The organism is Flavobacterium sp. SM15, from assembly GCF_022012335.1.
GTDB lineage: Bacteria > Bacteroidota > Bacteroidia > Flavobacteriales > Flavobacteriaceae > Flavobacterium.
In genome coordinates, this window is record NZ_JAKLTO010000002.1 from 470162 (window position 1) to 496566 (window position 26405).

A 26405-nucleotide genomic window follows, 5' to 3' on the forward strand; every position below is an offset into this window, starting at 1 on the left:
TTGAAAATCAAACCGAAATACTGGTACTGTCTTCTTCCGCTTTTGTTGTGGATTGTTGCCTATTTTGGATTTTCCTTTGATGGTTTGTACGGTCAAGATGCCTACGAATATTTGCGCTACACTGCAGCACTAAGAACATTTTTAGAAAGCAGAACTCCGCCTGGCGATTATTTTTGGGGCGTATATTATCCTATTTTAGGGAGCTTGCTGAGTTTTGTTCTTCCATCAAGCACGCTTTCACTCCAACTGATTTCTGTTGGTTCATTGTTGCTCTCGGGTCTTTACCTGAAAAAAATCATTCAACGGGTGTATAAACAAAAAAATGGAACCGTTGTTCCCTTGCTGTTTTTTATACTTTCCCCAATAGTTTTGGTACACAGCATTTTAGTCATGTCGGATATGCTTGCCTGTTGCTTGACAATTTTAGCGGTTTATCACCTTCTCTATTTTATTGAAAAAGTGGATTCAAAACGTTTTCTGTTCGGAAGTATTTTTGTCGCTTTGGCTGTATTAACGCGTTATGCCTCAATCGTTGTACTGTTTCCATTTTGCGTAATGGCTTTTTACCAACTTTTGTTACACCGAAAATTCAAGACCCTGATAATTTCGATATTAATTGTCGGTTTAGCTTCTTTACCACATTTAGCAATCCGGTCACAAAACAGTTTGCAATTTTTATCGCATCAATGGTTGCAAAGCTGGAGTTTTACAAATTTGTTTCAAAGTCATTTTATAACTATTGATGGAGAAATACAGTATCCGGTAATCAATATGATTTACAGTCTCTTCCCGTTTTTTCATCCGGTATTTTTGGTTTTCGGCTTGTTTCTATTTGGTTATTTTATAAAGAAAAGAACGTTTTGGCTTTCCAATTACCAGAAGCTCTTTCTTGTTTCAATAGTAATGTACGGGCTTTTTTTAGGCGGAATCCCGTTTCAGAATAAACGTTTTTTGCTCCTTTGTTTTCCACTAGTAATTGTTTTTCTTTTTCCGTTAATCAAACAACTGATGACGCAGTTTAAAAACAAAAAAACAGTTGTTGGTTGTATCATTATTATCCAAATTTCCATTGGTTTTTATTATGCAAAACCCTTTTACCAGCGCAACAAACTCGAGCAAACCATCGCCAAAGAACTAAAACCTTTTCAAGGAAACACGCTTTACGCCTTTGATATTGACATCGCCCTAAAAGGAAGAAAACTTGACTTCAATTATAAAAGTTTATGGAAGGAAAAACTGCAGCAGTTCGATAAAAATGCTTTACTTTTAGTAAACGAAAAGCAGCTCCAAAAACAATGGCAAGGCAAAAATCCATTACACAATTGGGAAACACTCCAAAAGCAATACAAACTTGAAAAAATAAACGCTTTCGAAGGCGATTTCAACCTGTACCGAATTGGCAACAAAAAATAAACATATCGTTATTCTAACTCCCGGTTTTCCCGAAAACGAAGCGGACACCACCTGCATTCCTGCCTTACAAATCTACGTAAAAGCATTAAAGCAAATTTCAGGTTTTGATATTACGGTAATCAGTTTTCATTATCCGGATAAAAAAACGACCTACAGTTGGAATGGAATTCCGGTAATTGCTTTAGGGGGAAGTTCGCGCTTGTCTAAAATCCTGCTTTGGAAAAGAGCTTCACGAGTTTTAAAGGACCTTGATCATCAACATAAAATTTCGGTATTGCACAGTTTCTGGTTAGGAGAATGTGCCTTAATCGGAAATTGGTTCGCTCAGAAAAAAAAAATAAAACATCTTACCACCTTGATGGGCCAGGATGCGTTAAAACAAAATGGTTACGCGAAAATCCTTCCGATAAAAAAAATGAAGCTCATTACGCTATCCGAGTTTCATCAGCATACATTTTACCAAAACCACAAAGCTAATTCCAGTATAATTCCGTGGGGAATTACTCCGGAAGATTTTCCTGTATCGGCTGAAAAAACCATTGATATTATTGGTGTCGGTTCGCTGATTCCTTTAAAAAATTACAGCCTTTTTATTGAAATTATTGCGGCTTTACGTCAAATTCAACCTATAAAAGTTGTACTTATTGGTGATGGTGTTTTAAGACCGGAACTCGAGCGAAAAATTCAATCGTTAAATCTGGAAAAGGTTATTCAAGTAAAAGGTGAATTGGAATATTCGGAAACCCTGCAACTGATTTCTCAAGCGAAAATTTTGCTTCATCCCAGCAATTACGAATCGTTCGGACTTGTTTTCGCAGAAGCCCTGCAGAGCAAAACCATGATTGTTTCCCGAAAAACAGGCTGTAATTTTGCAACAAAAAACTGGATTACTGCAGACACCAAGGAAGGCATGATTGCGGGATGCTTAAAATTATTGAAAACCGAATTTTCCCAAACGGCACAAAATCCTTTTCTTAGTACCAAAACAGTGGCAGACTATTTAAAACGCTATGATAACTAAAACCAAAATACAATCCATTTTCCGTTGTGTACCTGAAAAATTCAAGGGCAAGTTGCTTCCTTTTTTTGGTTTTTCACTTGTGAATGCTTTACTGGATTTATTATCTGTGGCTTACCTGCTTCCGTTTTTGGTTTTGGCGCTGGACCGTAATAGAACTTTTCAAAATGAATATCTGAATTTGTTTTTTCAAAAAGAAAATCTGGCGTACAGCATTCTGCTCTTGATTGGGTTTTTCATCCTTAAAAATGCGCTCAACATTTGGTTCATCAATTATCAAAACAAACTGATATTTGCCGTTTCTTCGGAAATATCAAAAAACTATACCGAGCGGTTCATTCACAGCGATTATCTTTTCTATCAAAATCAGGACAAAGGGGCTATTTTGAAAAACACCATCGAGGTCCCGAACAATTTTGCCAACCATGTACTGCTTTCCTTAAACACGCTTTTAAGTGAGGGTTGCATCATCCTTGGGATTAGCTGCGTTGGTTTGTACCTATTCCCAACGATAACTTGTATTGCTTTAGTGCTGTTCCTGCTTACTTTTTCGCTCATTTACACCTTCAGAAGATTTAAAAAAGTGCGCAAAAGTCTTTCCGAAGATTATCAAAACAATGTGAACTACCTTCTGGATCTTATCAATGGTTTTTTCGAGATAAAAAGTGCGGGAAAAGAAGATGCGTTTCTGGATAAATTCAACAGCTCCAACCGTAAGCTCAACAAAACGTATTCTTTTTTAACCACCCTTAAAAACTCGAATGCCAAATACCTTGAAATTGCGATTATCGTCATTATCGGGGTTATCGTTTTTTATTTGGTAAATTACTCTGGAGAAACTACAACTAATGTAATGTTGCTCTCCTTTTTTGCTTCGGTTTTTTTTAAATTGATTCCTTCTTTGAACCGATTGATTGTCGCCTCTTCAAGTTTGAAATCTTTTGAATATACGATAACTTCAATTGAAAAAAATTCTTCAAAAAAAGATGTAAAAACAATCCATGCAAGTGAGGTTCTATTTAAAAGCCACTTAAATATTGAAAACATCAGCTTTAGTTATGATGCGGAACATCCGTTAATTGAAAACACTAACCTCAAAATTTACAAAGGAGAAATTGTTGGAATTTTTGGCCGATCCGGAAGCGGAAAAACCACTTTACTGAACATTCTGCTTAATTTAATTGAACCTGATTTGGGTAAAATCACTTTAGACGAAAAAGAAATCACCCGGGAAAACAAAAATGCTTTTCTTAAACTAGTGGGCTACGTTACTCAGGAACCTTATGTTTTTAACGGAACCCTATTGGAAAACGTCGCTATTGGAGAAAAGCAGAACCAAGTGGATTTCTACCGAATTCAAGAGTTGTGTGAACAAATCGGTTTTGAAGATGTGATTCATAATTTTGAACACGGATGGCATGCTTCAACCGGAAACGGTGGGCAAAAACTCTCCGGCGGGCAAAAACAAAAACTGGCACTAATCCGTGCTTTGTACAACCAACCGAAACTCTTGATTTTGGATGAAGCGACCAATCAACTGGATCAGGAAAACGAGGAAAAAATCCTTAGCTATCTTAAAAAATTAAGTGAAGACGAAAATCTTACTGTACTTTTAATTTCCCACGACCAAAAAGTACTTACGTTTTGCGATAAAACCTTCGAATTCAAAAAAGGCAGTCTTCATGAAGTTTAGCATCGTCACTATAACCCATAACCGTGCTCATTTAATTGGCAAAACGATTCAGAGCGTACTGAACCAATCTTATTCAGATTTTGAGCATATTATCATAGACGATGGTTCCACGGATGAAACCGAAATAGTTGTAAAAAACTTCAACGATAAAAGAATAAAGTATTTCCAATATCCTAAAAACGACAAGCGAAGTTACCTCAGAAACGAAGGCATTCGAAAAGCAACGGGCACTATTCTTTGTTTTTTAGATTCCGACGACTTATGGACGAGTGACAAACTGGAAACCCTTCGTACTATTTTTAACCAAAATCCTGAAATTTCCTTTGTGATTCACAACATTGCATTTCTTCCGGCAATTGAAGTTCAGGAGAAAATCTTCACCAAGTTTCAGAACGATTATAAAGGTTTTGTTTTGAATGAAGTTTTAAACGACGACATTCTGCCTTTTCCAACGTTCAGCATCCGAAAAGAAGCTTTGGATAAAATCGGTTTATTGGATGAAAATTTACTGGACGGGCAGCACGATTTGTATTTAAGGGCAGCAGCGCAATTGCAATTTTATTATTGCAGTCGAACCTTGACTACTATGGTCAAGCATTCGGGAAACATTTCGGCAAAACCAAATCTTACTCATTATGAGGATTATTTCAAATCGCTGGAAAAACTTCAGAAAGAAAATTACATTTCCCGAAAAAGCCTTCAAATGTTAAAAGGAAAAACCTATTCCAAAATTGCTTACATTTATCACAGGCAAAAAAACTTCAGTCTTGCTAAGGAAAACTACCAAAACAGTTACCGTTCCTATTTATGGAATTACCACGGATTGAAGTCTTACCTAATGCATCTGAAATTAAAATTGTTCGTTTGACCGCTAACAAAATCATATTATTCAACCCGAAAAGTGCCAACGGAAAACACCGCATCCCCAATTCAATTTTGCAGGTGGGCGCTTCCATTGATGGCAAATACGACTATGTTTTTGTAGACGGAAATCTGGAGAAAGATCCTTGGGCAACCATTGAAAACTATCTAAAATCGGGCGAATTCAAATATTTCGGCTCTACAGTAATGCCTGGGCCACAATTGCGACAGGCAATTCCATTTACCAAAAAAATAAAAGAGCAATTCCCAAATATTACAGTGGTCTGGGGCGGTTATTTTGCTTCGAATCAATATAAAGTTGCACTGAATTCAGGTTATGTGGATTACATCATCAATGGACCCGGCGACAACACGTTCCCGGAATTGGTTACGGCCATCGAGACCAACACAACCGAAAACATACCGTTTATAAAAAACCTGATTTATAAAAAACAAAACGGCGAAATCATAAAAACCGCGGTAGAAGCCTTGCTCGACCAAGACACTTTACCAAAGTTTCCCTATGAATACCTCAATTCCTTTTATCCGGTAAAAAACTATCTGGCTAAAACCTTTATGGGCAACAAAACGCTTTCCTATCATTCCAGTATGGGCTGTCCGTTTTCGTGTTCGTTTTGCGCGGTTGTTCCTATTTACAATGCCAAATGGAAAGGTATGTCGGCGGGACGAATTTATGAAGATGTGAAGTATTTCAAAGAAAAACACAACATCGATGCCATTGAATTTCACGACAACAATTTCTTCACGTCCAAAAAACGCGTATTGGAATTCTCCGAGCTGATTATGAACGACAACATCAGTTATTGGGGCGAAGGGCGCATCGATACCATCAATATGTACAGCGACGAGGATTTGAAACTTATGCGCAAAGCCGGCTGCAAAATGATTTTTCTTGGGGCCGAAACCGGTAACGATGCCGTACTGAAACAAATGAACAAAGGCGGAACCCAAACCGGACAAATGATCAAAGATTTTGTGCTTCGGATGAAAAATGCCGACATCATCCCGGAACTTTCGTTTGTATTGGGCATGCCGGCCAAAACTGAAAAAGAAGTGTACGACCAGATTTTATGGGACATCAACTTTATTAAGGAAATCAAGACGATCAACCCGAAGGCAGAAATCATTATTTACCTGTTCAGCCCTGTGCCTACGGAAGGTTCGGAGTTGTACCAACAAATTTTAGACGCCGGTTTTTCGTTTCCGGAGCAGTTAGAAGATTGGATTTCACCGGCTTGGGAAAACTTCGATTTACGTAAAAACCCACTTACACCTTGGCTGAAACCCTACATGATCGACACCATCAAAAATTTTGAAACGGTCTTGAACGGTTATTATCCAACGGTTTCCGATTTCAGGATTAAAGGGTATAAAAAACAACTGTTGCAAACCATTTCCGGAGTGCGCTACAAAACGAATTTCTATCATTACCCTTACGAAATCAAGGCGTTGCACAAAATCTGGAAATACCGTCAACCGGAAATTGAAGGGTTCTATTCTGAATAATGAGAACGATTTTAAAAAAAATACTCAGCCCCTTTTTACAAAAAGCAAGTGCCGTTTACCTTTCCCAACCTCGAAAATACAGTTACAAAAACATTTCGGTTTGGGTTGAGCCGGGCGTTTTTCCGCCGTTTATTACCATCAGCACCAAATTGCTTTTGGAATTCATCGAAACCTTAGATTTAAAAGGAAAAACTTTTTTGGAATTAGGTTGCGGCTGCGGGATTCTTTCGATTTTAGCCCATCAAAAAGGCGCATCGGTAACTGCTACGGACATCAACGAAACAGCTTTAGAGGCTTTGAAAAAAAATGCAGCAGACAATGACGCTTCCTTAGAAATATGTTATTCCGATTTGTTTGAAAACCTAACGGGAAAAACGTTTGATTACATCATTATCAATCCTCCGTATTATCCAAAAAAACCGAATTCCATAGCAGAAAATGCTTGGTTTTGCGGAGAACATTTCGAGTATTTCGAAAAATTATTTAAGCAGCTTCCCGAGTTCATCCATGCCGACAACCAAACCTACATGATCCTTTCCGAAGATTGTAAAACTGAACAAATTTCTGCCATAGCACAAAAAAACAACCTCTTCTTAAAATGTATTTCAAGAAAAATCGTTTTTAGAGAAGTAAATTTTATTTATCAAATCGAACATAAAACCAAAAGCGAATAAACCATCTCAATTTTATGCTTAAAAAAACGTTGTTTCTTCTCTGTTTTCTTTATTCATGCCTGATTTTTGGGCAAAACAACTATTATCTGGAAGGAAAACTGGGAAAGAGCAGCATTTATCTAAGCATAGAGGTGTACGATTCGGAAGAAAATTCGGTAAATGCGCGTTATTTTTATCAAAATTCGCTTAAAGACATCGTTTTGGAAGGCACACGGGTAAAAGGAAAATTTATTCTTTTTTTTAAAGACTACAGCACGGATAAAATCATTGAAAAGTTCGAGCTTACCTCTTTACAAAATAAAACATTTAAAGGATTTTGGAGCAATGCAACCGGTAAAAAAACCGCTATTGAACTGCAGCCGATCGATTTTTCAAAAATTAAAGCCAATCCAATTGTAAAAACTGAAGACAGCCCTATGAACAAGGTCAAACTTCAATTTCTGAACTTTAAAAAAGATTCCGCTTCGGTACACTTTGGAAAAAAAATCGATTGGTACTCGGAAAAACACTGCAAAATGTCCTTCTTTAGATTGTCGGATAATTTTTCACTTACGACCCGAAAAAAAATAAACCCGATGCTAAACACCATTCAGGTGGAAGAAGTGCTTTCCCAATTGGAATGTTCCACCCGATTTGCCTACAGTGAGGGTAGCGGCATCGATTACAGCGTTAAGATTGGCTTTCTAAACAAAGACTTATTGGGTTTTGAGATGTTCCGCGCTTGGGACTGTGGTGGTGCACATCCGGATTTTGGCGGACAAGGTTATCTAATAGATTTGAACACCGGAAAAAATTTTGATTTGGATCAAATAATCGCTTTTGACAAAAGTGTGACTTCCGATAAAGACAACAACTTCAGTGCTTATTCCGAATACAGAACAAAATATTTCGCACCCAAACTTTTTGAGCTTATCAACGAAAGCCAGCATTTTAAAAAACCTGAAAATTCCGAAGAAGACGGCTGTGATTATACCGATTTGGAAATCTGGAATTTTGTTTCCTGGAATTTCACCAAAGACGGCATTGAATTCACACCTTATTTTTACCGTGCTGCACGAAATTGCGAAGAGCCCTTTTTAATTCCGTTTGATTCCTTAAAAAAATACAAAAACCCAACATTCCCTTATACCTTTTAATACGATGAAAAAAACAGTCTTACTTTTAGTTTTGTCGATCGCCTTAACTGGCTTTGCTCAGGAAAGTACACGTTTTCGAAAAATTGACAGCTTACTTACCTACTTGAACCAAAACAACCGCTTTATGGGACAGGTGAGTTTACGAGAAGGTGACAATGTAGTTTTTTCCAAAGCTTATGGTTTGCCCAATGGAAGAAAAGAGTTGAAACCCGATGGAAATTCGAAATACAAAATCGGTTCGGTAACCAAGACTTTTACCGCGGTGATGATCCTACAGCTGGTGGAAGAAAAACGATTGCAATTGAACACCAAACTTTCCAAATACTATCCACAAATTCCCAATGCGGATAAAATCACAATAAACGACTTGTTGCGTCATCGCTCGGGAATCAGGGATTATGTCAATGCGGACAGTACCGTTGTGATGAATGCGAAAGTCACCAAAAAGGAAATGCTGGCACGAATTGCATCTTATCCTTCCGAGTTTGAGCCGGACTCCAAAGCGGCCTACAGCAATTCCAATTATTATTTATTAGGCTGTATTTTAGAAGACATCACCAAAACCGAGTACAAAACGAATCTGAAGAACCGAATCGCAAATCGTCTAAAATTAAAGAATACCTATATCGTAGATAAAGTTGAAGAGCAACGTGGCGAAGTTCTTTCCTATGTATATAAGGACGATAAATGGGAAGTTGTTCCGCAATGGGATATGTCCTTGCCGTTTGCTGCCGGAGCCATTACTTCCAATGCTAACGATTTGACCGCTTTCTTACGCGCTATTTTCAATGGAAAACTACTTAAACCGGAATCGGTAGATTTAATGACCCAACTTAAAGAAAGTTACGGCATAGGACTAGTGACTTTTCCTTTTGGCGAACGCAAATTTTTCGGCCATACCGGAGGAATTGAAGGATATAAATCGGTTGTGGGCTACTATCCGCAGGAAAAACTGGGCTTATCCTTAATTGTAAATGGCGATAATTACAACCGCAATGATATCGTTATCGGGATTTTGAGTATTTATTATAAGATGCCGTTTCCGTTTCCGAATTTAAAAACGGTTAAAGTGGATGAAACTTTACTTAAAAGTTATGAAGGAATATACACTTCCAAAGAAATTCCGCTTAAAATCCATATCAAAGTTGATAAAGGCCAGCTGATCGCCCAAGCTGTTGGACAAGGCGCTTTTCCTTTAAATGCCATCAGTGACACCCAGTTCGTTTTCGATCCGGCCGGCCTGGAAATGATTTTTGGTACCCAAACGATGCTTTTAAAGCAGGGCGGAATGGAAATTAAGTTCGTAAAAGAATAACTTTGCATCAGTTAATCAGACATTTGACTGACAATCAGGAATTAAAATATTGCTTCAGGTGTTTGCATTATAAATAAATAATTGTACTTTTGCACTCCCTTAATTGGGAATGGAATGTTTAATTTAAATAAAAAAACGTGGACAATTTAAGCTACAAGACAGTATCAGCTAACAAAGCGACTGCTCAGAAAGAGTGGATCGTGGTAGACGCTGAAGGTCATAACTTAGGTCGTTTTGCTTCTAAAGTAGCAATGCTTTTAAGAGGTAAATACAAAACAAGTTATACACCGCATGTGGACTGTGGAGATAACGTTATCGTTATTAACGCAGAGAAAATCAACCTAACTGGTAACAAATTGGAGGATAAAACATACATCCGCCACACTGGTTACCCAGGAGGACAAAGAAGTTTAACTGCTAAAGTAATGCAACAAAAAAACCCTGCATTATTAGTAGAGAAAGCTGTAAAAGGAATGTTACCTAAAAACAAATTAGGTGCTGAGTTATTCCGCAATTTGAATGTAAATGTTGGTTCTGAGCACAAACACGCTGCACAACAACCAAAAACTGTAAACTTAAACGATCTTAAGTAATGGGAGTTATTCACAAAATCGGTAGAAGAAAATGTGCAGTAGCACGTGTTTATGTTACTGAAGGTACAGGAAACATTACCGTAAACAAAAAAGATTTCGCAACTTACTTCCCAACTGCTACATTACAGTACAAAGTTATGCAACCTCTTTCTATGACTGAGAACGCATCAAACTTTGACGTAAAAGTTAATGTATACGGTGGTGGTACTACAGGACAAGCCGAGGCTGTTCGTATGGCTATCGCAAGAGCAATGTGTGAAGTAGAAGCTGAAAACAGAAGCATCTTAAAACCAGAAGGACTTTTAACACGTGACCCTCGTATGGTTGAGCGTAAAAAATTCGGTCAGAAGAAAGCTCGTAAGAGATTCCAGTTCTCTAAACGTTAATATTTATTATTATTTAAAAACACTAAGTTTTTGTTGCTCTCCCATTGAGGTGGGAATTAGTTTAGCATCTAAATGGTTTAGACCGAGACAATCGCTACTGATCCATTGCTAATTCAACAGAACGTAAACTATTACAAAATGGCAAACAAAGTAGAAGTTAAAGAATTACTAGAAGCAGGTGTTCACTTCGGACACATGACTAGAAAATGGGATCCAAACATGGCTCCTTACATCTATATGGAGCGTAATGGTATTCACATTATCAATCTATATAAAACTGCAGCTAAAATCGAAGAGGCTAATGAAGCTTTGAAAAAAATCGCTGCATCTGGTAGAAAAGTACTTTTCGTAGCTACCAAAAAACAAGCAAAAGATATCGTTGCAGAAAAAGCTGCAGCAGCAAACATGCCTTACATCACTGAAAGATGGCCAGGTGGTATGCTAACTAACTTCGTTACTATCCGTAAAGCTGTTAAAAAAATGGCTTCTATCGATAAAATGAAGAAAGACGGTACTTTCGATACTTTATCTAAAAAAGAAAAATTACAAATTGATCGTCTACGTGCTAAGTTAGAGAAAAACTTAGGTTCTATTGCAGACATGACTCGCCTTCCGGCTGCGTTATTCGTTGTAGATATCAAAGCAGAACACATCGCTGTTAAAGAAGCTCAAAAGTTAAACATTCCAGTTTTCGCTATGGTTGATACCAACTCTGATCCACGTCAGGTTGATTTCGTTATCCCGGCAAACGACGATGCTTCTAAATCGATCGAAAAAGTTTTATCTTTAGTTTCTGGTGCAATCGTTGAAGGACTTTCTGACAGAAAATCTGACAAAGATGAGCAACCGGCTGGAGAAGTAGCTGAAGCAAAAGCTGAAGCAACAACTTCAACTGAAGAATAAAAATAACCTTATCATAAAGTCGTTGTGCTGATGGATGTCTACTTTTGTACCATTCTCACTATAACGACTTTATATTTTTTTCAAACTTAAAATTTTATACAAAATGGCAACAATAACTGCTGCAGACGTAAATAAATTAAGAACCATCACCGGAGCAGGTATGATGGATTGTAAAAAAGCATTAGTGGAAGCTGATGGAGATTTCGATTTAGCAATCGAGAACTTACGTAAAAAAGGTCAAAAAGTAGCTGCAAACCGTTCTGACAGAGAATCTACAGAAGGTGCTGCAATCGCTGTTGTAAATGCTGACAACACTGCTGCGGTAGCAATCACATTAAACTGTGAGACTGACTTCGTAGGTAAAAATGAAGGTTTCGTAAAATTAGCTACTGATTTAGCTAACCAAGCATTAAACTTCGCTACTAAAGAAGAGCTTTTAGCTTCTGATTTCGGTGGAATCACTGTTGCTGAGAAACTAATCGAGCAAACTGGTGTAATCGGTGAGAAAATTGAAGTAGGTCAATTTGAGCGTTTAGAAGGAGCTTTCGTTGGTTCTTATGTTCACTCTGGAAAAATCGCTACTTTGGTTGCTTTATCTGCTAACGTTGCAGGTGCTGACGAGGCGGCTAAAAACGTAGCGATGCAAGCGGCTGCAATGAACCCAATCGCTTTAGACGAGGCGGGTGTTGATGCTTCTATCATCGAGAAAGAAGTAGAAATTGCAAAAGAGCAATTGCGTGCAGAAGGAAAACCAGAAGCAATGTTAGACAACATCGCTAAAGGTAAAATCCAACGTTTCTACAAAGACAACACTTTAGTAAACCAAGACTACATCAAAGACGGTTCTATGAGCGTTGCTGCTTACGTTAAAACTGTTGACGGTGGTTTAACTGTTGCTGGTTTCAAACGTGTAGCTTTAGGATAATCAATCTAAACTCAGAATATAGAAAACCTCAATCGAAAGATTGGGGTTTTTTTATGCAACCTATTTTATACATCAAAAAAAAAGCGAACCCGAAAGTTCGCTTTACAAATTATTTCTTCTTGATTATCGGAAAGTTTCTGGCCCGCATCAGCGCATCGGAAGTTGCAGCTTTACCTCTGAATTTTTTGTAAGCAATCTCCGGATCGATAGTATTCCCAACGCTGAACACATTTTCCAACAAACGTTTCGCCACTTCTTTGTCATACAATCCTTTTCCATCAACGGTAAACGCTTCCGTAGCATCGGCACTGATTACATCGGCCCATAAATAACCATAATATCCAGCAGCATAATCATCTCCGGAAAATATATGCCCGAATTGTGGGATTCTGTGACGCATAACAATTTCTGCCGGCATATTCAATTTCTTCAACGTTTCTTTCTCAAATTGCTTCGGATCAATATTCGGGTTCTCGAACAAGTGTAATTTCATATCCACCAATGCACTGGAAAGCGTTTCCACAGTAGAAAAACCTTCGTTAAAAGTGGCGGCTTTTTCAATTCGCTCTACTAAAGACATTGGCATCGGTTCACCTGTTTTATAATGCAAGGCAAACTTATTCAACACTTCCGGAGTGGAAAGCCAACGCTCTAAAATCTGAGAAGGGAATTCCACATAATCCCTCGGCGTATTGGTTCCCGACAAAGACGGATACGTCACATTGGAGCACAAACCATGTAAAGCATGTCCAAATTCATGAAACAACGTATTGGCATCGTCCCAGGAAATCAAAATCGGTTCGTTGTCATTTCCTTTGATGAAATTGCAATTATTGGAAACAATCGTAGGCACTTCTTTACCGTCAATATTACTTTGCTCTCGGTAAGAAGTCATCCAGGCCCCGGAACGTTTTCCCTTGCGCGCATAAGGATCAAAATACCATAGACCAACAACTTTTCCAGTCGATTTTTTAGACACTTCCCAAACTCGTACATCCGAATAAAAAACAGGAACATTGGAAATTTGTTTAAAGCTCAAATCGAAAACCGCTCCTGCCACCCAAAACATACCTTCTCTAAGCTTTTCCAACTGCAAATAAGGTTTGATTTGATTTGCATCAACATCGTACTTCGCTTTACGCACTTTTTCGGCATAATAACGATAATCCCACGGCGCAATTTTAAACCCCCCACCTTCGGCATCAACCATTTTTTGCATATCGACTACATCCTGAAGTACTTTCTCAACAGCTGGCTGCCAAACCGATTCCATTAATGCTAGTGTTTTCTCAGGTTTCTGTGCCATAGTATTGGACAAACTCCAATCGGCAAAAGTCTCAAAACCAAGCAATTTTGCTTTTTCGGCGCGCAGTTTTAAAATCTGCACTAAAACGGTATTCGTATTATTAGCATTAGCATTGTCTCCGCGGCTGGTGAAAATCTTAAAAGCTTTTTCTCTTAAATCTCTTCTGTCGGAAAACGTCAAAAACGGTTCCATCGAAGACCTTGTATTGGCAATACAACCCATCACCTTAAGGTTTCTTTCTTTTGCTTCCGCGATTGCCGCATTTTTTAGTTCTGCTGGTAAACCGGCAAAGTCTGCTTCTGTTTTCAGTTCCAGATAGTAATCGTTTTCATCGGCCAACAGATTTTGACTGAACTTGGTAAAAAGCGACGCCAATTCCTGATTGATCTGTGCAATTCTAGTTTTGCTGTTCGCATCTGCTTTGGCTCCTTCGCGCACAAAATTCGAGTAATGAAACCAAACCAGACGTTGCTGTTCCGGTGTTAGTTTATTTTTGCTTGGAGAATTATAAACCGACGCAATTCGATTAAAAAGCTTGGCATTTTGATAAAACTTATCTCTGGCTTCCGAGAATTTAGGCGACATTTCAGTTTCGATTGCCGAAAATTCGGCACTGTTCAAATTAGAGCTGTATAAATCAAAAACCGCTTTTACCTGACTTTGCATCTTCCCTGCTTTTTCAATAGCTGCAATTGTATTTTCAAAAGTTGCCGGTTTAGGATTGTTGGCAATCTTATCCAGTTCAACAAGTTTTTCCTGAATTGCAGCAGTGATAGCCGGCTTGAAATCGTTCAATTTATAATCGGCAAAAGCGGGTACACCGCCATACAACCCTGTCCATTTGTTCAAAAGAGAATTTGGGTTGGTCTGAGCTTGGGATGTTAATATCGGAGTACTCATAAGTAAAGTCAAAATTATTTTTTTCATATTCCGTTTTGGGTTTTATCAAAAGTAATCAAAAATAGAAGCGCATAATTGCATAAATTTGAGAAATCAGAAAACGACTCTATGTTCAAAACAAAAAAAGACATTGTCTATGTCATACTTGCCGGCATTTTCATCACTAATGCCATCGTTGCCGAATTGACTGGTGGAAAACTCATCCAGATTGGCCCCTTCATAATGAGCATTGGAATTTTACCTTGGCCGATTGTATTTATCACTACGGACATCATCAACGAACATTTTGGCCGTGACGGAGTGAAAAAACTTTCGTTTATAACCGCTGGGCTTATCGCCTATTGCATCCTGATTTTATTCATCGGAACAAAAATACCAGCCTTTGTAACGGGTGAAACCGTAAACGACGAGCAATTCTACGCGGTTTTCGGACAAGGTTTGTTCATTATGGTAGCCAGCATCATAGCATTTCTCGTATCACAATTAATCGATGTAAGTGTATTTTGGTTTTTACGACACAAAACCGGCAAAAAAATGATCTGGCTACGAAGCACCGGATCGACCATCATCTCCCAATTAATAGACAGCTTTATCGTTTCAGGAATAGCCTTTTGGCTTACCGGAAAAATTACCACCACCCAATACCTGAACATGTCAATAACCGGTTATACGTTCAAATTAATTTTAGCAGTTGCCTTAACTCCTTTAATTTATCTGGGGCATTACTTAATCGAAAAATATTTACACGAAACCGATACCAAAACCGATGAACGATAAAAACAGATGCGCCTGGTGCGAAAAAGACGATTTGTACCGCAACTACCACGATACCGAATGGGGCGTTCCCGTTTACGACGACCAGAAAATTTTTGAATTCCTGACTTTGGAAACCTTTCAGGCAGGACTGAGCTGGTACACGGTTTTGGCCAAACGCGAAAACTTTCGCAAAGCCTTCGACAATTTCGATTACAAAAAGGTTGCTAAGTATTCCGAAGATAAAATAGAAGACTTGAAACAAGACGCAGCGATCATTAGAAACGGAATGAAAATTAAAGCTGCGGTCACCAATGCAATTGCCTTTATGGAAGTCCAGAAAGAATTCGGAACGTTTTCAAAATACATTTGGGGCTTTGTAAATGGTAAGCCAATCGACAACAATTGCAAAACCCTGAAAGACGTTCCCGCCACAACCGAAATCTCAGACCAACTGAGTAAAGATTTAAAAAAACGCGGGTTCAAATTTGTGGGTTCCACCGTGGTATATGCACACATGCAGGCGACAGGCATGGTAAACGATCATGTGGAAGATTGCTGGACGAGATACAAATAAGCAGGCGCTGTATTCAATTACAGCCCTTCAACGATAATTCAAAATTTATCATTCAGAATTTAAAATAAACTACTACATTTGTCTCGCTTTAGGGGTGTCTGTTTCATGCAGGCTGAGATTTTACCCTCTGAACCTGATCTAGTTCATACTAGCGTAGGGAAAAGTAAGATGACTTCATTTGAGTGCTTTCACGCACGTATTGCAGCCATTCCTAAAGTATTTTGCTATACTAAACCAACAGGAATGGAACTAAAAATCAACAACCAGCACAAACAGTTCGAAGCCGAAACGCTTTCCGTTCAGGCCTTGCTCGATCTTGAATTCCCGAACAAACAAAACGGAATCGCTTTCGCCATCAACAATTCGGTCGTTCCAAAAACCGAATGGACAACAACTGCCCTATCCGAAACCGACGAAATTTTAATCATCACAGCCACACAAGGCGGATAATCAGGCTGCACGGACGGGCTGTACGCTGCAAGTCCGCAGTCAAAAGCTAAAAAAACATAGTCCTGCAAACAGCTTCCTTTGGTCGCCATTTTCAGCACTTGTTTTTAACAGTTTTTGTCTTTACGGGCTATCCGCTTCCATCCCTGGCAGAAAGTAATTCAGCACACGAAAAATTTAAAAACTCAAACTTCTCATGAATCACGAAGAAAAAATATCAAGAAAACCGTTCCCAAATTCCAAAAAAGTCTACATAGAGGGTGAAATCCACCCGATCAAAGTGGCGATGCGCGAAATCGCTTTGCACGATACGAAATTAGCCAGTGGCGGCACCGAACACAATCCTCCGGTAACCATTTACGATACTTCCGGTGCTTACACAGATATCAACATCGACATCGACGTTCGCAAAGGCTTACCCCGCTTGCGTGAACAATGGATCTTAGACCGCAACGATGTGGAAATTCTAAACGAAATCACTTCCAACTACGGAAAAGAACGCCTGAACGATGAAAAACTAAACCATTTGCGTTTCGAATACCAGCACAAACCAAAACGTGCCAAAGAAGGTCAAAATGTTTCGCAATTGTACTACGCCAAACAAGGCATCATCACCCCGGAAATGGAATATGTGGCGATCCGTGAAAATCAGAAAATTGAACAGTTGGAAACAGCCACTAAAGGCATGAACCACCAGCATTGCGGCAACAGCTTCGGAGCCAATACCCCAAAAGGTAAAATCACTCCGGAATTTGTCCGTTCGGAAGTTGCAGCCGGTCGTGCTATCATCCCCAACAACATCAACCACCCGGAAAGCGAACCGATGATTATCGGGCGTAACTTTTTGGTAAAAATCAATGCCAATATCGGAAACAGCGCCGTGACTTCTTCCATCGAAGAAGAAGTGGAAAAAGCGGTTTGGGCTTGTCGTTGGGGAGCAGACACCATCATGGATTTGTCCACCGGAAAAAACATTCACGAAACCCGCGAATGGATCATTAGAAATTCACCAGTACCCATCGGAACCGTTCCAATCTATCAGGCCCTGGAAAAAGTAAAAGGCGTAGCCGAAGATTTAACCTGGGAAATTTTCCGCGATACTTTAATTGAGCAAGCAGAACAAGGGGTTTCGTATTTCACCATTCACGCCGGAGTTTTATTGCGCTACATCCATCTAACAGCCAACCGAGTAACTGGTATCGTTTCCCGAGGTGGTTCGATTATGGCCAAATGGTGTCTGTTCCATCACAAAGAAAATTTCTTATACACGCATTTTGAGGAAATCTGCGAAATCATGAAACAATACGATGTGGCTTTCTCTTTAGGAGACGGTCTGCGTCCAGGTGCTATCGCCGATGCCAACGATGCTGCACAATTCGCCGAACTTGAAACACTAGGCGAACTGACGAAAATTGCTTGGAAACATAACGTTCAGGTAATCGTTGAAGGACCGGGTCACGTGCCGATGCACCTGATCAAAGAAAACATGGACAAACAATTAAAAGAATGCCATGAAGCACCTTTTTATACGCTTGGCCCGTTAACCACAGACATTGCTCCGGGGTATGACCATATTACCTCTGCCATTGGAGCCGCGATGATTGGCTGGTACGGAACCGCGATGTTATGTTACGTAACCCCAAAAGAACACTTAGGCTTACCCAACAAAAAAGACGTAAAAGACGGCGTAATCACTTATAAATTAGCCGCTCACGCTGCCGATTTAGCCAAAGGACATCCGGGCGCACAATACCGAGACAATGCCTTGAGTAAAGCCCGCTTTGAATTCCGTTGGGAGGATCAATTTAATTTGTCGCTTGATCCGGATACGGCAAGAGAATTCCATGATGAAACTTTACCGGCTGACGGAGCGAAAGTGGCGCATTTCTGCTCGATGTGCGGACCAAAATTCTGTTCGATGAAAATCACGCAGGAAATCCGAGAAACCGCGGAAAAAAGCATGCTGGAAAAATCCAATGAATTTGTAGAAAGCGGAAAAGAAATCTACCTGTAAAGCTATTCATCAACGTAAAGAACGCCCCAACTCTAGTTTGTTGTCCAATTAATTTAAGAACCATGATTGTAATTACACCACACAACTGCATAGAGAATGAAAGCAACTACATCCACGCCCTTTTTGAAGAAGGGCTGGACTTGCTTCATGTAAGAAAACCGGATTTTACAGAAACTGAAATGAGAACATACATCAATGGAATTCAACCGAAATTTCACCACAAAATCGTGTTGCATCAATTTCATCATTTGGCGGAAGAATTCTACTTCGACCGCATTCATCTTTCCAATCCAAATCAGTCGTTACCCAATAGACCTATAGATCGTAAGTCAACTTCCTCCCATAGCATTGAAGCTTTTAATCTTTTGGGAAGCGACTATGATTATGCCTTTCTAAGTCCGGTGTATCCGAGCATTTCAAAAATCGGTTATCGCTCTAAAATCAACCTTACGGAAACTGTAAAACAACGCACCAATTTCAAAACTAAGCTCGTTGCTCTTGGAGGCATAGACACGGACAACATTCAACAAACCTTGAAAAACGGTTTTGACGATGTTGCGCTTTTAGGAACCATTTGGCTAAGTGCTAACCCTTTAGAAACTTTTAAAAAATGTCAGCAAATCGTCCATTCGTTTTAAGCATTGCAGGATTTGACCCTTCTGGTGGTGCCGGAGTTTTAGCTGATATTAAAACTTTTGAACAGCATCGGGTGTACGGCTTATCCATCATAACCGGAAATACCATTCAGACCGAAAACAGCTTCCAATCGATACAATGGATGGATTTAGACTTTGTATTGGATTCTGTCAGAACGCTTTTTGAACATTACGAAATCGAAGCGGTTAAAATAGGAATAGTTCCCTCGTTGGCTTTTCTGAAAAAAATTATTTTGGAAATCAAGCAATCCTCCACAAGAACCAAAATCGTTTGGGACACGGTGCTGAAATCTACCACAGAATTTGAATTCATAAGGCTTGGCACCCAAACTGAATTGTTCGAAATTTTGAATCAAATCGATTTAATCACACCTAATTATCAGGAAATAAAAAAACTAAATCCAGGAAAGACTTCTGGGGAAGAAATAGCAAAAGAGCTTTCACAGTACTGCGCGGTTTTGCTCAAAGGCGGTCATCATCCGCAAGAAAAAGGCACCGATTACCTGTTTACAAATGATAAAATCATCAAAATTAACCCATTAGCAACAGGGATAAGTGAAAAACATGGTTCAGGCTGTGTGCTTTCCTCTGCCATTGCGGCAAATCTGGCACTAAACAACAACCTGTCCACTTCTTGTAAAAAGGCAAAGCTTTACATTGAAAACTACTTAAACTCGAACAACACACTTTTAGGATACCATTATGTTTAGCAAATTACAATACATCTCACAAGGCGACACGGTAGAACAACAACTCTACAACATCCACCAAGCGCTCGATCACGGCTGCGACTGGATTCAGCTTCGTTTCAAAAATGGTAATCTTCACAGCGATTTAGTACTTGCTGAGGCGGTTAAAATTTTATGTGAAAAATATCAGGCAACGTTCATCATCAATGACAAAGTATATTTGACAAAAGAGATCAATGCAGACGGAGTTCATCTTGGTTTAACTGATATGAAAATCCAGGAAGCGAGAAAAATCTTGGGCAACCGGAAAATAATTGGCGGCACAGCCAACACTTTAGAAGACGTTTTACAACGAATAAAAGAACGATGCGATTATATTGGCTTGGGACCTTTTCGTTTTACTACAACCAAAGAGGAACTTAGTCCAATTTTAGGTTTTGACGGCTATCGAACACTCATCGATCAATTATCGGATCAAGATTTGGAAACTCCAATTTATGCGATTGGAGGAATTCGACCAGATGATATTGAAGCCCTGCTCAACATTGGTATTTACGGCATAGCTGTTTCAGGAATCATTACTCAAGCACCTCAACTTATTACACAACTCAACGAAAAATTATATGTCAACTTTTAAAATAGCTGATAAAACCTTTACTTCCCGTTTGTTTTTAGGAACGGGAAAATTTGGTTCGAACCTTCAAATGGAAGAAGCCATTCTTGCTTCTGAAAGCGAATTGGTCACCGTAGCGTTAAAACGCGTCGATTTGGAAACCGAAACCGATGCCATTTTATCACACCTTAATCATTCCCATATTAATTTACTGCCGAATACTTCCGGAGCCCGAAATGCCAAAGAAGCGATCTTTGCAGCTCAATTAGCAAGGGAAGCTCTGCAAACCAATTGGCTGAAACTCGAAATTCATCCCGATCCGAAGTATTTGCTTCCCGATCCGATTGAAACTTTAAAAGCCACAGAAGAACTGGCTAAACTCGGCTTTATTATTCTACCTTACATTCACGCCGATCCGGTTTTGTGCAAGCGCCTGGAAGATGTGGGAACGGCTGCGGTTATGCCGTTGGGCTCTCCTATCGGAAGTAATAAAGGTTTGAAAACTGACGACTTTTTAGAAATCATTATCGAACAAAGTAAAGTTCCGGTGATTGTGGATGCGGGAATCGGAGCGCCTTCCCACGCCGCCAAAGCCATGGAAATGGGTGCCGATGCCGTTTTAGTAAACACCGCAATCGCCGTAGCCGGAAATCCAAAATTAATGGCTGAAGCCTTCAAAGAAGCTGTAAATGCCGGACGAAAAGCCTACGAAGCCCAATTGGCCCAAACCGCAAACAAAGCAGTAGCTTCCAGCCCATTGACCGCCTTTTTATACGAGTAACAATGAACACTTTTACATCCGTTTTTGAAGCTTACGATTGGGATTCGGTGCAAACCAAAATTTACCAGACCTCAAGTAAAGAAGTTGAAATCGCTTTATTCAAGAATAAGAGAACACTCGATGACTTTATCGCCCTGATTTCGCCGGCCGCACAACCGTATCTGGAGCAAATGGCGCAACTCAGCCATCAGCTGACCAAAAAACGGTTCGGTAAAACCATCCAAATGTATGCCCCGATGTACTTAAGTAACGAATGCCAGAACATTTGCACCTATTGCGGTTTCAGTCTCGACAACAAAATCAAACGGAAAACCTTGACGGAAAGTGAAATCGAACTGGAAATTGCCGAACTCAAAAAGGCAGGTTTTGACCACGTTTTATTGGTAACTGGTGAGGCAAATTACACGGTAAACATCAATTATTTCCTGAAAGCCGTAACCCAGATCAAGAAAGATTTTGCCAATATTTCGGTAGAAGTGCAGCCGCTTTCCCAAGAAGAATACGAACAATTGCATCAAGCGGGCGTGTATTCCGTTTTGGTGTATCAGGAAACCTATCATCGGGAAGTGTACAAAAAATACCATCCGAAAGGCAAAAAATCCAATTTCAATTTCCGCTTGGAAACCCCAGATCGTGTGGGAAAAGCCGGCATTCATAAAATTGGATTAGGCGTTTTGTTAGGGTTGGAAGATTGGCGCACTGACAGTTTTTTCAACGCGCTGCACATCGATTACCTTCAAAAAAACTATTGGCAAAGCAAATATTCCGTTTCCTTTCCGAGATTACGTCCGGCGGAAGGCATTATCGAACCCAATTTCATCATGGAAGACAAAGATTTACTGCAACTGATTTGCGCCTACCGACTTTGGAACGAAGATTTGGAAATTTCCATCTCTACCCGTGAGAACGAAAAATTCCGTGACAACATCATTCCAATTGGCGTGACGAGCATGAGTGCCGGTTCAAAAACCAATCCGGGCGGTTATGTGGTGGATGTAGAATCGCTCGAACAGTTTGAAACCAGTGATGAACGTTCGGCTTCAGAAATTTCAAAAATCATTTCCGAAAAAGGCTATGAACCGGTTTGGAAAGATTGGGACAGGGCTTATACTATCAAAACCTAAACAACTCATAACTTTTCACTTATCCCTTTTTTCCTTCCAACTAAAACTAAATCATGATTACAATACAAGATTACCTACGCTACAGCAAACCAATGCTCTTACCGGAAGTAGGCGAAGCCGGACAACTCAAACTCAAACAGGCAAAAGTACTCGTGATTGGCGCAGGTGGTTTAGGTTGTCCTATTCTACAATATTTAGCAACCTCAGGAGTAGGAACAATTGGGATGATCGATTTTGACAAAGTTGAACTGCACAACCTGCACCGACAAATTCTTTACAATGAAGGACAAATCGGTTTATCGAAGGTACAATGTGCAAAATCAGTCTTGGAAAACCTCAACACTAATACCGAATATATTGCTTTCGAAGAAAAACTGACTCCTGAAAATGCCTCAAGGATTTTTCCGGAATTTGATGTGATTGTGGACGGTTGCGACAATTTCACCACACGTTATCTGGTCAATGATACATGTGTAATATTAGAAAAACCTCTAGTATCCGGAAGCATTCTAGGGTTTAACGGACAAATGGGTGTTTTTAATCATAACGGATCCAAAAACCTTCGCGATTTGTTTCCACAGCCACCCAATCCTGAAGAGGTACCGAATTGCAGTTTGAATGGGGTTCTGGGAACTTTACCCGGTATTATCGGCACCATGATGGCGCAGGAAACTTTGAAGCTTATCATAGGTTTACCAACGCTAAAAAATGAATTTATTTTGTTCTCTACTTTAGAATGGCAGTTCACCAAATTGAAATTTTAACTACATTTATACTTGGAAAAGAAGTCCTGAAAATCTTCCTGTATCAATGTTTAGACATCAAGGTAAAACACGAACTTTCCGACACAACCTTCGTTTGGCTTCCAACCTTTCCTTGGTGGCCGGCATCGTGAACAGCGTGGGGGTTTTGGCCATCAGTACGTTAACTACTAACGTTACCGGTCATTTTGCCTATTTTTCCGAAGAATTGATTACCGGACAATTTGCCAAAGCCATTCCCTTTCTTCTTTACATTCTCTTCTTCTTTTTAGGAGCTTTTGTTTCGAATTCCTTTATTGAAATCGCTGCCATCAAAAAGAAGAAATACATGCGTACTGCCCCGATGTTCTTAGAACTATTCTTGCTTGTAGTGATTAGTTTCTGGAACGAATGGAGTTTTTCTGTTGCGGAAAACACAAACCAAATTGCTTACATTCTTTTGTTTTCCATGGGATTGCAAAATGCTTTGGTCACCAAAATATCTCAATCTACGGTTCGTACCACACATCTGACCGGGCTTTTTACGGATTTAGGTATTGAAACTTCGCAGTTCCTTTTCTACAGACAACATCCGGAGACCAATAAATTGAAAAAAAACATTTTTCTAAAACTTTCCATTATAGTTTTCTTTTTCACGGGCTGTATTTCGGGCACTTTGTTGTTTTACCAGATTGGAATTAAGGCACTGCTTGCGGCTGCCTTACTCATTTCCATTGCTTTACTTATGGACAATCTTATTTTTTATTATAATTTCACCCGAAGAAAATTCAGAATAAAAAGAAATAGCCCAACCTCCAAAACGAATTAAAACACATGAGCAACGATCCTTTACACGGCATTACGTTAAAAACCATAGTGGAAACGCTGGTGGACTATTACGGTTTTGACACTTTGGAAGAGCTGATTCCGATAAATTGTTTTAAGGTAAATCCGTCGGTAAAATCAAGCTTGACTTTTTTAAGAAAAACGGATTGGGCAAGGAAAAAAGTAGAAGAACTGTACATTAAAACGCTTCCAAAATTAAACGAGAGATAGTTATCGCTCCCGATGATTTACGATCATCATAAAATCCTCGCGCTGGATTTCCACACAGCCTAAGCTTTCCAAATGTTCGTTGTACACTTGGCAATCCAGTAACAAATACTTATTCGTTTTTAAATATTCTACTAAATAAGTAAAAGCAACTTTACTCGCGTTGGACACTTTGGAAAACATGCTTTCCCCGCAGAAAACATGACCTAAATCAACACCGTATAAACCTCCAACCAGTTCGTCGTTTTGCCAGACTTCTACGGATTTGGCGTGACCTAATTCATGCAGTTTGCAATAGGCTTCAATCATATCGTCGGTAATCCAAGTTCCGTTTTGACCTTCACGTTTTACGGATTGACAGTTGCCTATGACTTCTTTAAAATTCTGATTGAAGGTCACTTTAAAGAGGTTACGGTTGAGAATGTTCCGCATACTTTTGGAAACTTTGAAATCGCTTGGTAAAAGTACCATGCGCCAGTCGGGCGACCACCAAGTGATGGGTTCGCCGTCTTCAAACCAAGGAAAAATTCCTGAATTATAGGCCAAAAGCAAACGCTCAGTGGACAAATCGCCACCCACGGCAATAATCCCCGAATCATGGGTTTCGGAAACGGGTGGAAACCAAAGTTCCTCGGTTAGTAAATAAATGTTCTTAGCCACGAATTACACTAATTTTCACAAAGTAAAGAAAAGTAGAAATGGTTTGGATGTTTTTTAAAACCATATCAGTCATATAAGTAAAAACTTCAATCTTTCAATCTTTCAATCTTTCAATCTTTCAATCTTTCAATCTTTCAATCTTTCAATCTTTTAATAAAATTTCCAAAGATGCGAAAAGTTTCTCCAATAGCCCCGATAGTAGTGACATCCTTTTCCGGTGGCTGAGGCTCTCGAAGTCACTGGAAAAGATAGAACGAATAGCGGGAACAAAGCCTCCAAAAACACCCAACCCCTTCGCTCCAACAAAAAAGCCAGAAATTCAAGGGTCCTTAAACTTCTGACTTCATTTTTATTTTTTGCTCTAGAATTAGAACGGTAAATCGTCGTGCTCTTCTTCGTTGAAGTTTGTTGCCGGCTCGAACGCTTGGCTTGCTGGCATTGGCGGCATTTGTGGTGCAGCCGGAGCTTCTGCCTGCATTTTCTCGATTCTCCAACCTTGGATCGAGTTGAAATATTTGGTTTCCCCTTGAGGGTTTACCCACTCTCTTCCTCGTAAATTGATGGAAACTTTTACAGCTTCTCCTGCGCGGTAGTTGTCCAGCAAATCACATTTGTCTTGCGTAAACTCGATCATGATGTGCTGCGGATACTGCTCCTCGGTAGTGACTACCATTTCTCTCTTTTTGAACGAAGCACTTACTTGTTGTGCTGCGTTGATCACTTTAATTTTTCCTGTAACTTCCATACTGTTTACTGTTTTGCTAGAAGGACCTTCCAAGCGGTGGCCACCTCATTGTTGTCTAAATGTTCTTTGGCTTTTATGAATTGTTTCTCGATGTCGTCGGCGCTTAAAACAGCTTTAATGGCGAAATCTTCTTTTACAAATATAGCAATTTCTTCGTCGGTTGGTAAGGCCTCCACATTTCCTAGTTTGCCTAAATCGTTTCCGTCGAAAATCGGGCTTTCTTTTACGAAATCCGGAATGGCGTCTACCCCGATTCCTAAAGTGGTCAACGGTTTTTCCACTTCAAACAATCCCATGTTTGCACGTGAATACCAGTTACCTCCCATACGCGCTACCAAGTCGATTTTATGTTGATCGATGGTTCCGTTAGCGTCTAAAATTTCTTCACTCACATGCAGTTTAACCACTTCGCAAATGATCAGATTTCCGGCTCCTCCTTCGGTTCCCAAAGCGATGATTTCGTTTACCTTACATTCGAACTGCACCGGGCTTTCCGCAACGCGAAACGGTTTTACCAGATCCGAAGGCAACATCGTTAATCCCGATTTCACAAACTCATTTACACCATCCGCATACTCGGTACTTGACAATGAGGCTTGTTGTACAATATCGTAATTTACAACATTAATAACCACTTCACGTGATTTTTCAGCATTAATCAAGGTATGTTTGATGGTATTGTCACGTACGCGACGCGCCGGGGAAAAAACCAAAATCGGCGGATTGGAACTGAATACGTTAAAAAAACTGAACGGTGATAAGTTCGGATTCCCATTTTCGTCTAAAGTACTGGCAAAGGCAATCGGTCTCGGGCCAATAGCTCCTTGCAAATAAGCCTGTAATTTTACCGGAGTAACTTCCTTCGGGTTAATACTGATCATGTTGTAAAAATTTTGACAAAGA

28 protein-coding genes and 1 riboswitch are annotated in these 26405 nt (G+C 39.6%); of the genes, 24 read left to right on the top strand and 4 right to left on the bottom strand.

What is annotated here, in order from left to right; genetic code table 11:
- The 12 genes from LZZ90_RS05010 (at nucleotide 1) to tsf (ending at nucleotide 12444) form a co-directional block, all read left to right on the top strand.
- Nucleotides 1-1413: a glycosyltransferase family 39 protein gene (locus LZZ90_RS05010; RefSeq protein WP_237789584.1), complete on the top strand. Its 1413-nt coding sequence runs from the start codon at nucleotides 1-3 to the stop codon at nucleotides 1411-1413.
- Nucleotides 1397-2434, top strand: a complete 1038-nt coding sequence (locus tag LZZ90_RS05015; protein WP_237789585.1) for a glycosyltransferase — start codon at nucleotides 1397-1399, stop codon at nucleotides 2432-2434. Before LZZ90_RS05010 ends, LZZ90_RS05015 begins: the two co-directional genes overlap by 17 nt.
- Nucleotides 2424-4124, top strand: coding sequence for an ABC transporter ATP-binding protein (locus LZZ90_RS05020; protein ID WP_237789586.1), 1701 nt, complete (start codon nucleotides 2424-2426; stop codon nucleotides 4122-4124). The genes LZZ90_RS05015 and LZZ90_RS05020 overlap by 11 nt, the downstream gene beginning before the upstream one ends.
- The gene (locus LZZ90_RS05025) at nucleotides 4114-4992 is read left to right on the top strand and encodes a glycosyltransferase (protein WP_237789587.1); all 879 of its coding nucleotides are present in this window, start codon (nucleotides 4114-4116) and stop codon (nucleotides 4990-4992) included. The genes LZZ90_RS05020 and LZZ90_RS05025 overlap by 11 nt, the downstream gene beginning before the upstream one ends.
- Nucleotides 4932-6512 carry a radical SAM protein gene (locus LZZ90_RS05030; RefSeq protein ID WP_237789588.1) on the top strand — a complete coding sequence of 527 codons (1581 nt, stop codon included), beginning with the start codon at nucleotides 4932-4934 and terminating at the stop codon, nucleotides 6510-6512. The genes LZZ90_RS05025 and LZZ90_RS05030 overlap by 61 nt, the downstream gene beginning before the upstream one ends.
- Nucleotides 6512-7186, top strand: a complete 675-nt coding sequence (locus tag LZZ90_RS05035) for a methyltransferase (protein WP_237789589.1) — start codon at nucleotides 6512-6514, stop codon at nucleotides 7184-7186. The genes LZZ90_RS05030 and LZZ90_RS05035 overlap by 1 nt, the downstream gene beginning before the upstream one ends.
- Before the next feature lie 14 nt (nucleotides 7187-7200).
- The gene (locus LZZ90_RS05040) at nucleotides 7201-8322 is read left to right on the top strand and encodes a hypothetical protein (protein WP_237789590.1); all 1122 of its coding nucleotides are present in this window, start codon (nucleotides 7201-7203) and stop codon (nucleotides 8320-8322) included.
- A gap of 4 nt (nucleotides 8323-8326) precedes the next feature.
- Nucleotides 8327-9637 (top strand): serine hydrolase, encoded by a 1311-nt coding sequence (locus LZZ90_RS05045; protein ID WP_237789591.1) that lies wholly within the window; start codon nucleotides 8327-8329, stop codon nucleotides 9635-9637.
- 137 nt (nucleotides 9638-9774) lie between these two features.
- Entirely contained in the window at nucleotides 9775-10230 is a 456-nt protein-coding gene (gene rplM, locus LZZ90_RS05050) for a 50S ribosomal protein L13 (RefSeq protein ID WP_237789592.1), read from the top strand.
- Nucleotides 10230-10616, top strand: a complete 387-nt coding sequence (rpsI, locus tag LZZ90_RS05055) for a 30S ribosomal protein S9 (protein ID WP_237789593.1) — start codon at nucleotides 10230-10232, stop codon at nucleotides 10614-10616. The genes rplM and rpsI overlap by 1 nt, the downstream gene beginning before the upstream one ends.
- Nucleotides 10617-10754: 138 nt before the next feature.
- The gene (gene rpsB / locus LZZ90_RS05060; protein ID WP_237789594.1) at nucleotides 10755-11519 is read left to right on the top strand and encodes a 30S ribosomal protein S2; all 765 of its coding nucleotides are present in this window, start codon (nucleotides 10755-10757) and stop codon (nucleotides 11517-11519) included.
- Between the two features lie 103 nt (nucleotides 11520-11622).
- Nucleotides 11623-12444 (top strand): translation elongation factor Ts, encoded by an 822-nt coding sequence (gene tsf / locus LZZ90_RS05065; RefSeq protein ID WP_237789595.1) that lies wholly within the window; start codon nucleotides 11623-11625, stop codon nucleotides 12442-12444.
- A gap of 109 nt (nucleotides 12445-12553) precedes the next feature.
- Here the strand turns inward: tsf and LZZ90_RS05070 are convergent, their stop codons facing one another.
- Nucleotides 12554-14677 (bottom strand): M3 family metallopeptidase, encoded by a 2124-nt coding sequence (locus LZZ90_RS05070; RefSeq protein ID WP_237789596.1) that lies wholly within the window; start codon nucleotides 14675-14677, stop codon nucleotides 12554-12556.
- Nucleotides 14678-14758: 81 nt separating this feature from the next.
- Between LZZ90_RS05070 and LZZ90_RS05075 the strand changes: the two genes are divergently transcribed.
- The 12 genes from LZZ90_RS05075 (at nucleotide 14759) to LZZ90_RS05130 (ending at nucleotide 24100) form a co-directional block, all read left to right on the top strand.
- The gene (locus LZZ90_RS05075) at nucleotides 14759-15427 is read left to right on the top strand and encodes a queuosine precursor transporter (RefSeq protein ID WP_237789597.1); all 669 of its coding nucleotides are present in this window, start codon (nucleotides 14759-14761) and stop codon (nucleotides 15425-15427) included.
- Complete coding sequence (locus LZZ90_RS05080; protein ID WP_237789598.1) at nucleotides 15417-15980, top strand: DNA-3-methyladenine glycosylase I; 564 nt, start codon at nucleotides 15417-15419, stop codon at nucleotides 15978-15980. Before LZZ90_RS05075 ends, LZZ90_RS05080 begins: the two co-directional genes overlap by 11 nt.
- Before the next feature lie 80 nt (nucleotides 15981-16060).
- Nucleotides 16061-16157, top strand: a riboswitch (TPP riboswitch).
- 66 nt (nucleotides 16158-16223) lie between these two features.
- The gene (gene thiS / locus LZZ90_RS05085) at nucleotides 16224-16430 is read left to right on the top strand and encodes a sulfur carrier protein ThiS (RefSeq protein WP_237789713.1); all 207 of its coding nucleotides are present in this window, start codon (nucleotides 16224-16226) and stop codon (nucleotides 16428-16430) included.
- 193 nt (nucleotides 16431-16623) lie between these two features.
- Nucleotides 16624-18441, top strand: a complete 1818-nt coding sequence (thiC, locus tag LZZ90_RS05090; RefSeq protein WP_237789599.1) for a phosphomethylpyrimidine synthase ThiC — start codon at nucleotides 16624-16626, stop codon at nucleotides 18439-18441.
- Between the two features lie 62 nt (nucleotides 18442-18503).
- On the top strand, nucleotides 18504-19079 hold the full coding sequence (locus LZZ90_RS05095; protein ID WP_237789600.1) for a thiamine phosphate synthase: 576 nt from the start codon (nucleotides 18504-18506) through the stop codon (nucleotides 19077-19079).
- Nucleotides 19052-19807, top strand: a complete 756-nt coding sequence (locus LZZ90_RS05100; RefSeq protein ID WP_237789601.1) for a hydroxymethylpyrimidine/phosphomethylpyrimidine kinase — start codon at nucleotides 19052-19054, stop codon at nucleotides 19805-19807. Before LZZ90_RS05095 ends, LZZ90_RS05100 begins: the two co-directional genes overlap by 28 nt.
- The gene (locus tag LZZ90_RS05105; protein WP_237789602.1) at nucleotides 19800-20423 is read left to right on the top strand and encodes a thiamine phosphate synthase; all 624 of its coding nucleotides are present in this window, start codon (nucleotides 19800-19802) and stop codon (nucleotides 20421-20423) included. The genes LZZ90_RS05100 and LZZ90_RS05105 overlap by 8 nt, the downstream gene beginning before the upstream one ends.
- Complete coding sequence (locus LZZ90_RS05110) at nucleotides 20410-21180, top strand: thiazole synthase (protein WP_237789603.1); 771 nt, start codon at nucleotides 20410-20412, stop codon at nucleotides 21178-21180. Before LZZ90_RS05105 ends, LZZ90_RS05110 begins: the two co-directional genes overlap by 14 nt.
- A 2-nt stretch (nucleotides 21181-21182) precedes the next feature.
- A complete protein-coding gene (gene thiH, locus LZZ90_RS05115; RefSeq protein WP_237789604.1) occupies nucleotides 21183-22304 on the top strand; it encodes a 2-iminoacetate synthase ThiH in 1122 nt (373 codons plus the stop codon).
- A gap of 53 nt (nucleotides 22305-22357) precedes the next feature.
- Nucleotides 22358-23068 carry a HesA/MoeB/ThiF family protein gene (locus LZZ90_RS05120; protein WP_237789605.1) on the top strand — a complete coding sequence of 237 codons (711 nt, stop codon included), beginning with the start codon at nucleotides 22358-22360 and terminating at the stop codon, nucleotides 23066-23068.
- A gap of 46 nt (nucleotides 23069-23114) precedes the next feature.
- Nucleotides 23115-23873: a YoaK family protein gene (locus tag LZZ90_RS05125; RefSeq protein WP_237789606.1), complete on the top strand. Its 759-nt coding sequence runs from the start codon at nucleotides 23115-23117 to the stop codon at nucleotides 23871-23873.
- A gap of 5 nt (nucleotides 23874-23878) precedes the next feature.
- Nucleotides 23879-24100, top strand: a complete 222-nt coding sequence (locus tag LZZ90_RS05130; protein ID WP_237789607.1) for a VF530 family DNA-binding protein — start codon at nucleotides 23879-23881, stop codon at nucleotides 24098-24100.
- Here LZZ90_RS05130 and aat read toward each other — a convergent pair whose 3' ends face one another.
- The 3 genes from aat to LZZ90_RS05145 form a co-directional block, all read right to left on the bottom strand.
- Complete coding sequence (gene aat / locus LZZ90_RS05135) at nucleotides 24101-24745, bottom strand: leucyl/phenylalanyl-tRNA--protein transferase (protein WP_237789714.1); 645 nt, start codon at nucleotides 24743-24745, stop codon at nucleotides 24101-24103.
- Between the two features lie 379 nt (nucleotides 24746-25124).
- A complete protein-coding gene (locus LZZ90_RS05140) occupies nucleotides 25125-25502 on the bottom strand; it encodes a DUF3127 domain-containing protein (RefSeq protein ID WP_237789608.1) in 378 nt (125 codons plus the stop codon).
- 5 nt (nucleotides 25503-25507) lie between these two features.
- The gene (locus tag LZZ90_RS05145) at nucleotides 25508-26383 is read right to left on the bottom strand and encodes a flavin reductase family protein (RefSeq protein ID WP_237789609.1); all 876 of its coding nucleotides are present in this window, start codon (nucleotides 26381-26383) and stop codon (nucleotides 25508-25510) included.
- Nucleotides 26384-26405: the final 22 nt, after the last annotated feature.

Excerpts from the sequence above, each read along its gene's own strand:
- LZZ90_RS05080 (WP_237789598.1), top strand. The coding sequence starts at position 15,417 with ATGAACGATAAAAACAGATGCGCCTGGTGCGAAAAAGACGATTTGTAC.
- LZZ90_RS05030 (WP_237789588.1), top strand. The coding sequence starts at position 4,932 with ATGGAATTACCACGGATTGAAGTCTTACCTAATGCATCTGAAATTAAA.
- LZZ90_RS05100 (WP_237789601.1), top strand. The coding sequence starts at position 19,052 with ATGTCAGCAAATCGTCCATTCGTTTTAAGCATTGCAGGATTTGACCCT.
- rpsI (WP_237789593.1), top strand. The coding sequence starts at position 10,230 with ATGGGAGTTATTCACAAAATCGGTAGAAGAAAATGTGCAGTAGCACGT.
- LZZ90_RS05140 (WP_237789608.1), bottom strand. The coding sequence starts at position 25,502 with ATGGAAGTTACAGGAAAAATTAAAGTGATCAACGCAGCACAACAAGTA.
- LZZ90_RS05145 (WP_237789609.1), bottom strand. The coding sequence starts at position 26,383 with ATGATCAGTATTAACCCGAAGGAAGTTACTCCGGTAAAATTACAGGCT.
- LZZ90_RS05105 (WP_237789602.1), top strand. The coding sequence starts at position 19,800 with ATGTTTAGCAAATTACAATACATCTCACAAGGCGACACGGTAGAACAA.
- LZZ90_RS05120 (WP_237789605.1), top strand. The coding sequence starts at position 22,358 with ATGATTACAATACAAGATTACCTACGCTACAGCAAACCAATGCTCTTA.
- LZZ90_RS05020 (WP_237789586.1), top strand. The coding sequence starts at position 2,424 with ATGATAACTAAAACCAAAATACAATCCATTTTCCGTTGTGTACCTGAA.
- LZZ90_RS05025 (WP_237789587.1), top strand. The coding sequence starts at position 4,114 with ATGAAGTTTAGCATCGTCACTATAACCCATAACCGTGCTCATTTAATT.
- LZZ90_RS05040 (WP_237789590.1), top strand. The coding sequence starts at position 7,201 with ATGCTTAAAAAAACGTTGTTTCTTCTCTGTTTTCTTTATTCATGCCTG.
- LZZ90_RS05095 (WP_237789600.1), top strand. The coding sequence starts at position 18,504 with ATGATTGTAATTACACCACACAACTGCATAGAGAATGAAAGCAACTAC.
- LZZ90_RS05125 (WP_237789606.1), top strand. The coding sequence starts at position 23,115 with ATGTTTAGACATCAAGGTAAAACACGAACTTTCCGACACAACCTTCGT.
- LZZ90_RS05035 (WP_237789589.1), top strand. The coding sequence starts at position 6,512 with ATGAGAACGATTTTAAAAAAAATACTCAGCCCCTTTTTACAAAAAGCA.
- rpsB (WP_237789594.1), top strand. The coding sequence starts at position 10,755 with ATGGCAAACAAAGTAGAAGTTAAAGAATTACTAGAAGCAGGTGTTCAC.
- LZZ90_RS05130 (WP_237789607.1), top strand. The coding sequence starts at position 23,879 with ATGAGCAACGATCCTTTACACGGCATTACGTTAAAAACCATAGTGGAA.
- thiC (WP_237789599.1), top strand. The coding sequence starts at position 16,624 with ATGAATCACGAAGAAAAAATATCAAGAAAACCGTTCCCAAATTCCAAA.
- thiH (WP_237789604.1), top strand. The coding sequence starts at position 21,183 with ATGAACACTTTTACATCCGTTTTTGAAGCTTACGATTGGGATTCGGTG.
- LZZ90_RS05070 (WP_237789596.1), bottom strand. The coding sequence starts at position 14,677 with ATGAAAAAAATAATTTTGACTTTACTTATGAGTACTCCGATATTAACA.
- tsf (WP_237789595.1), top strand. The coding sequence starts at position 11,623 with ATGGCAACAATAACTGCTGCAGACGTAAATAAATTAAGAACCATCACC.
- thiS (WP_237789713.1), top strand. The coding sequence starts at position 16,224 with ATGGAACTAAAAATCAACAACCAGCACAAACAGTTCGAAGCCGAAACG.
- LZZ90_RS05075 (WP_237789597.1), top strand. The coding sequence starts at position 14,759 with ATGTTCAAAACAAAAAAAGACATTGTCTATGTCATACTTGCCGGCATT.
- LZZ90_RS05110 (WP_237789603.1), top strand. The coding sequence starts at position 20,410 with ATGTCAACTTTTAAAATAGCTGATAAAACCTTTACTTCCCGTTTGTTT.
- LZZ90_RS05045 (WP_237789591.1), top strand. The coding sequence starts at position 8,327 with ATGAAAAAAACAGTCTTACTTTTAGTTTTGTCGATCGCCTTAACTGGC.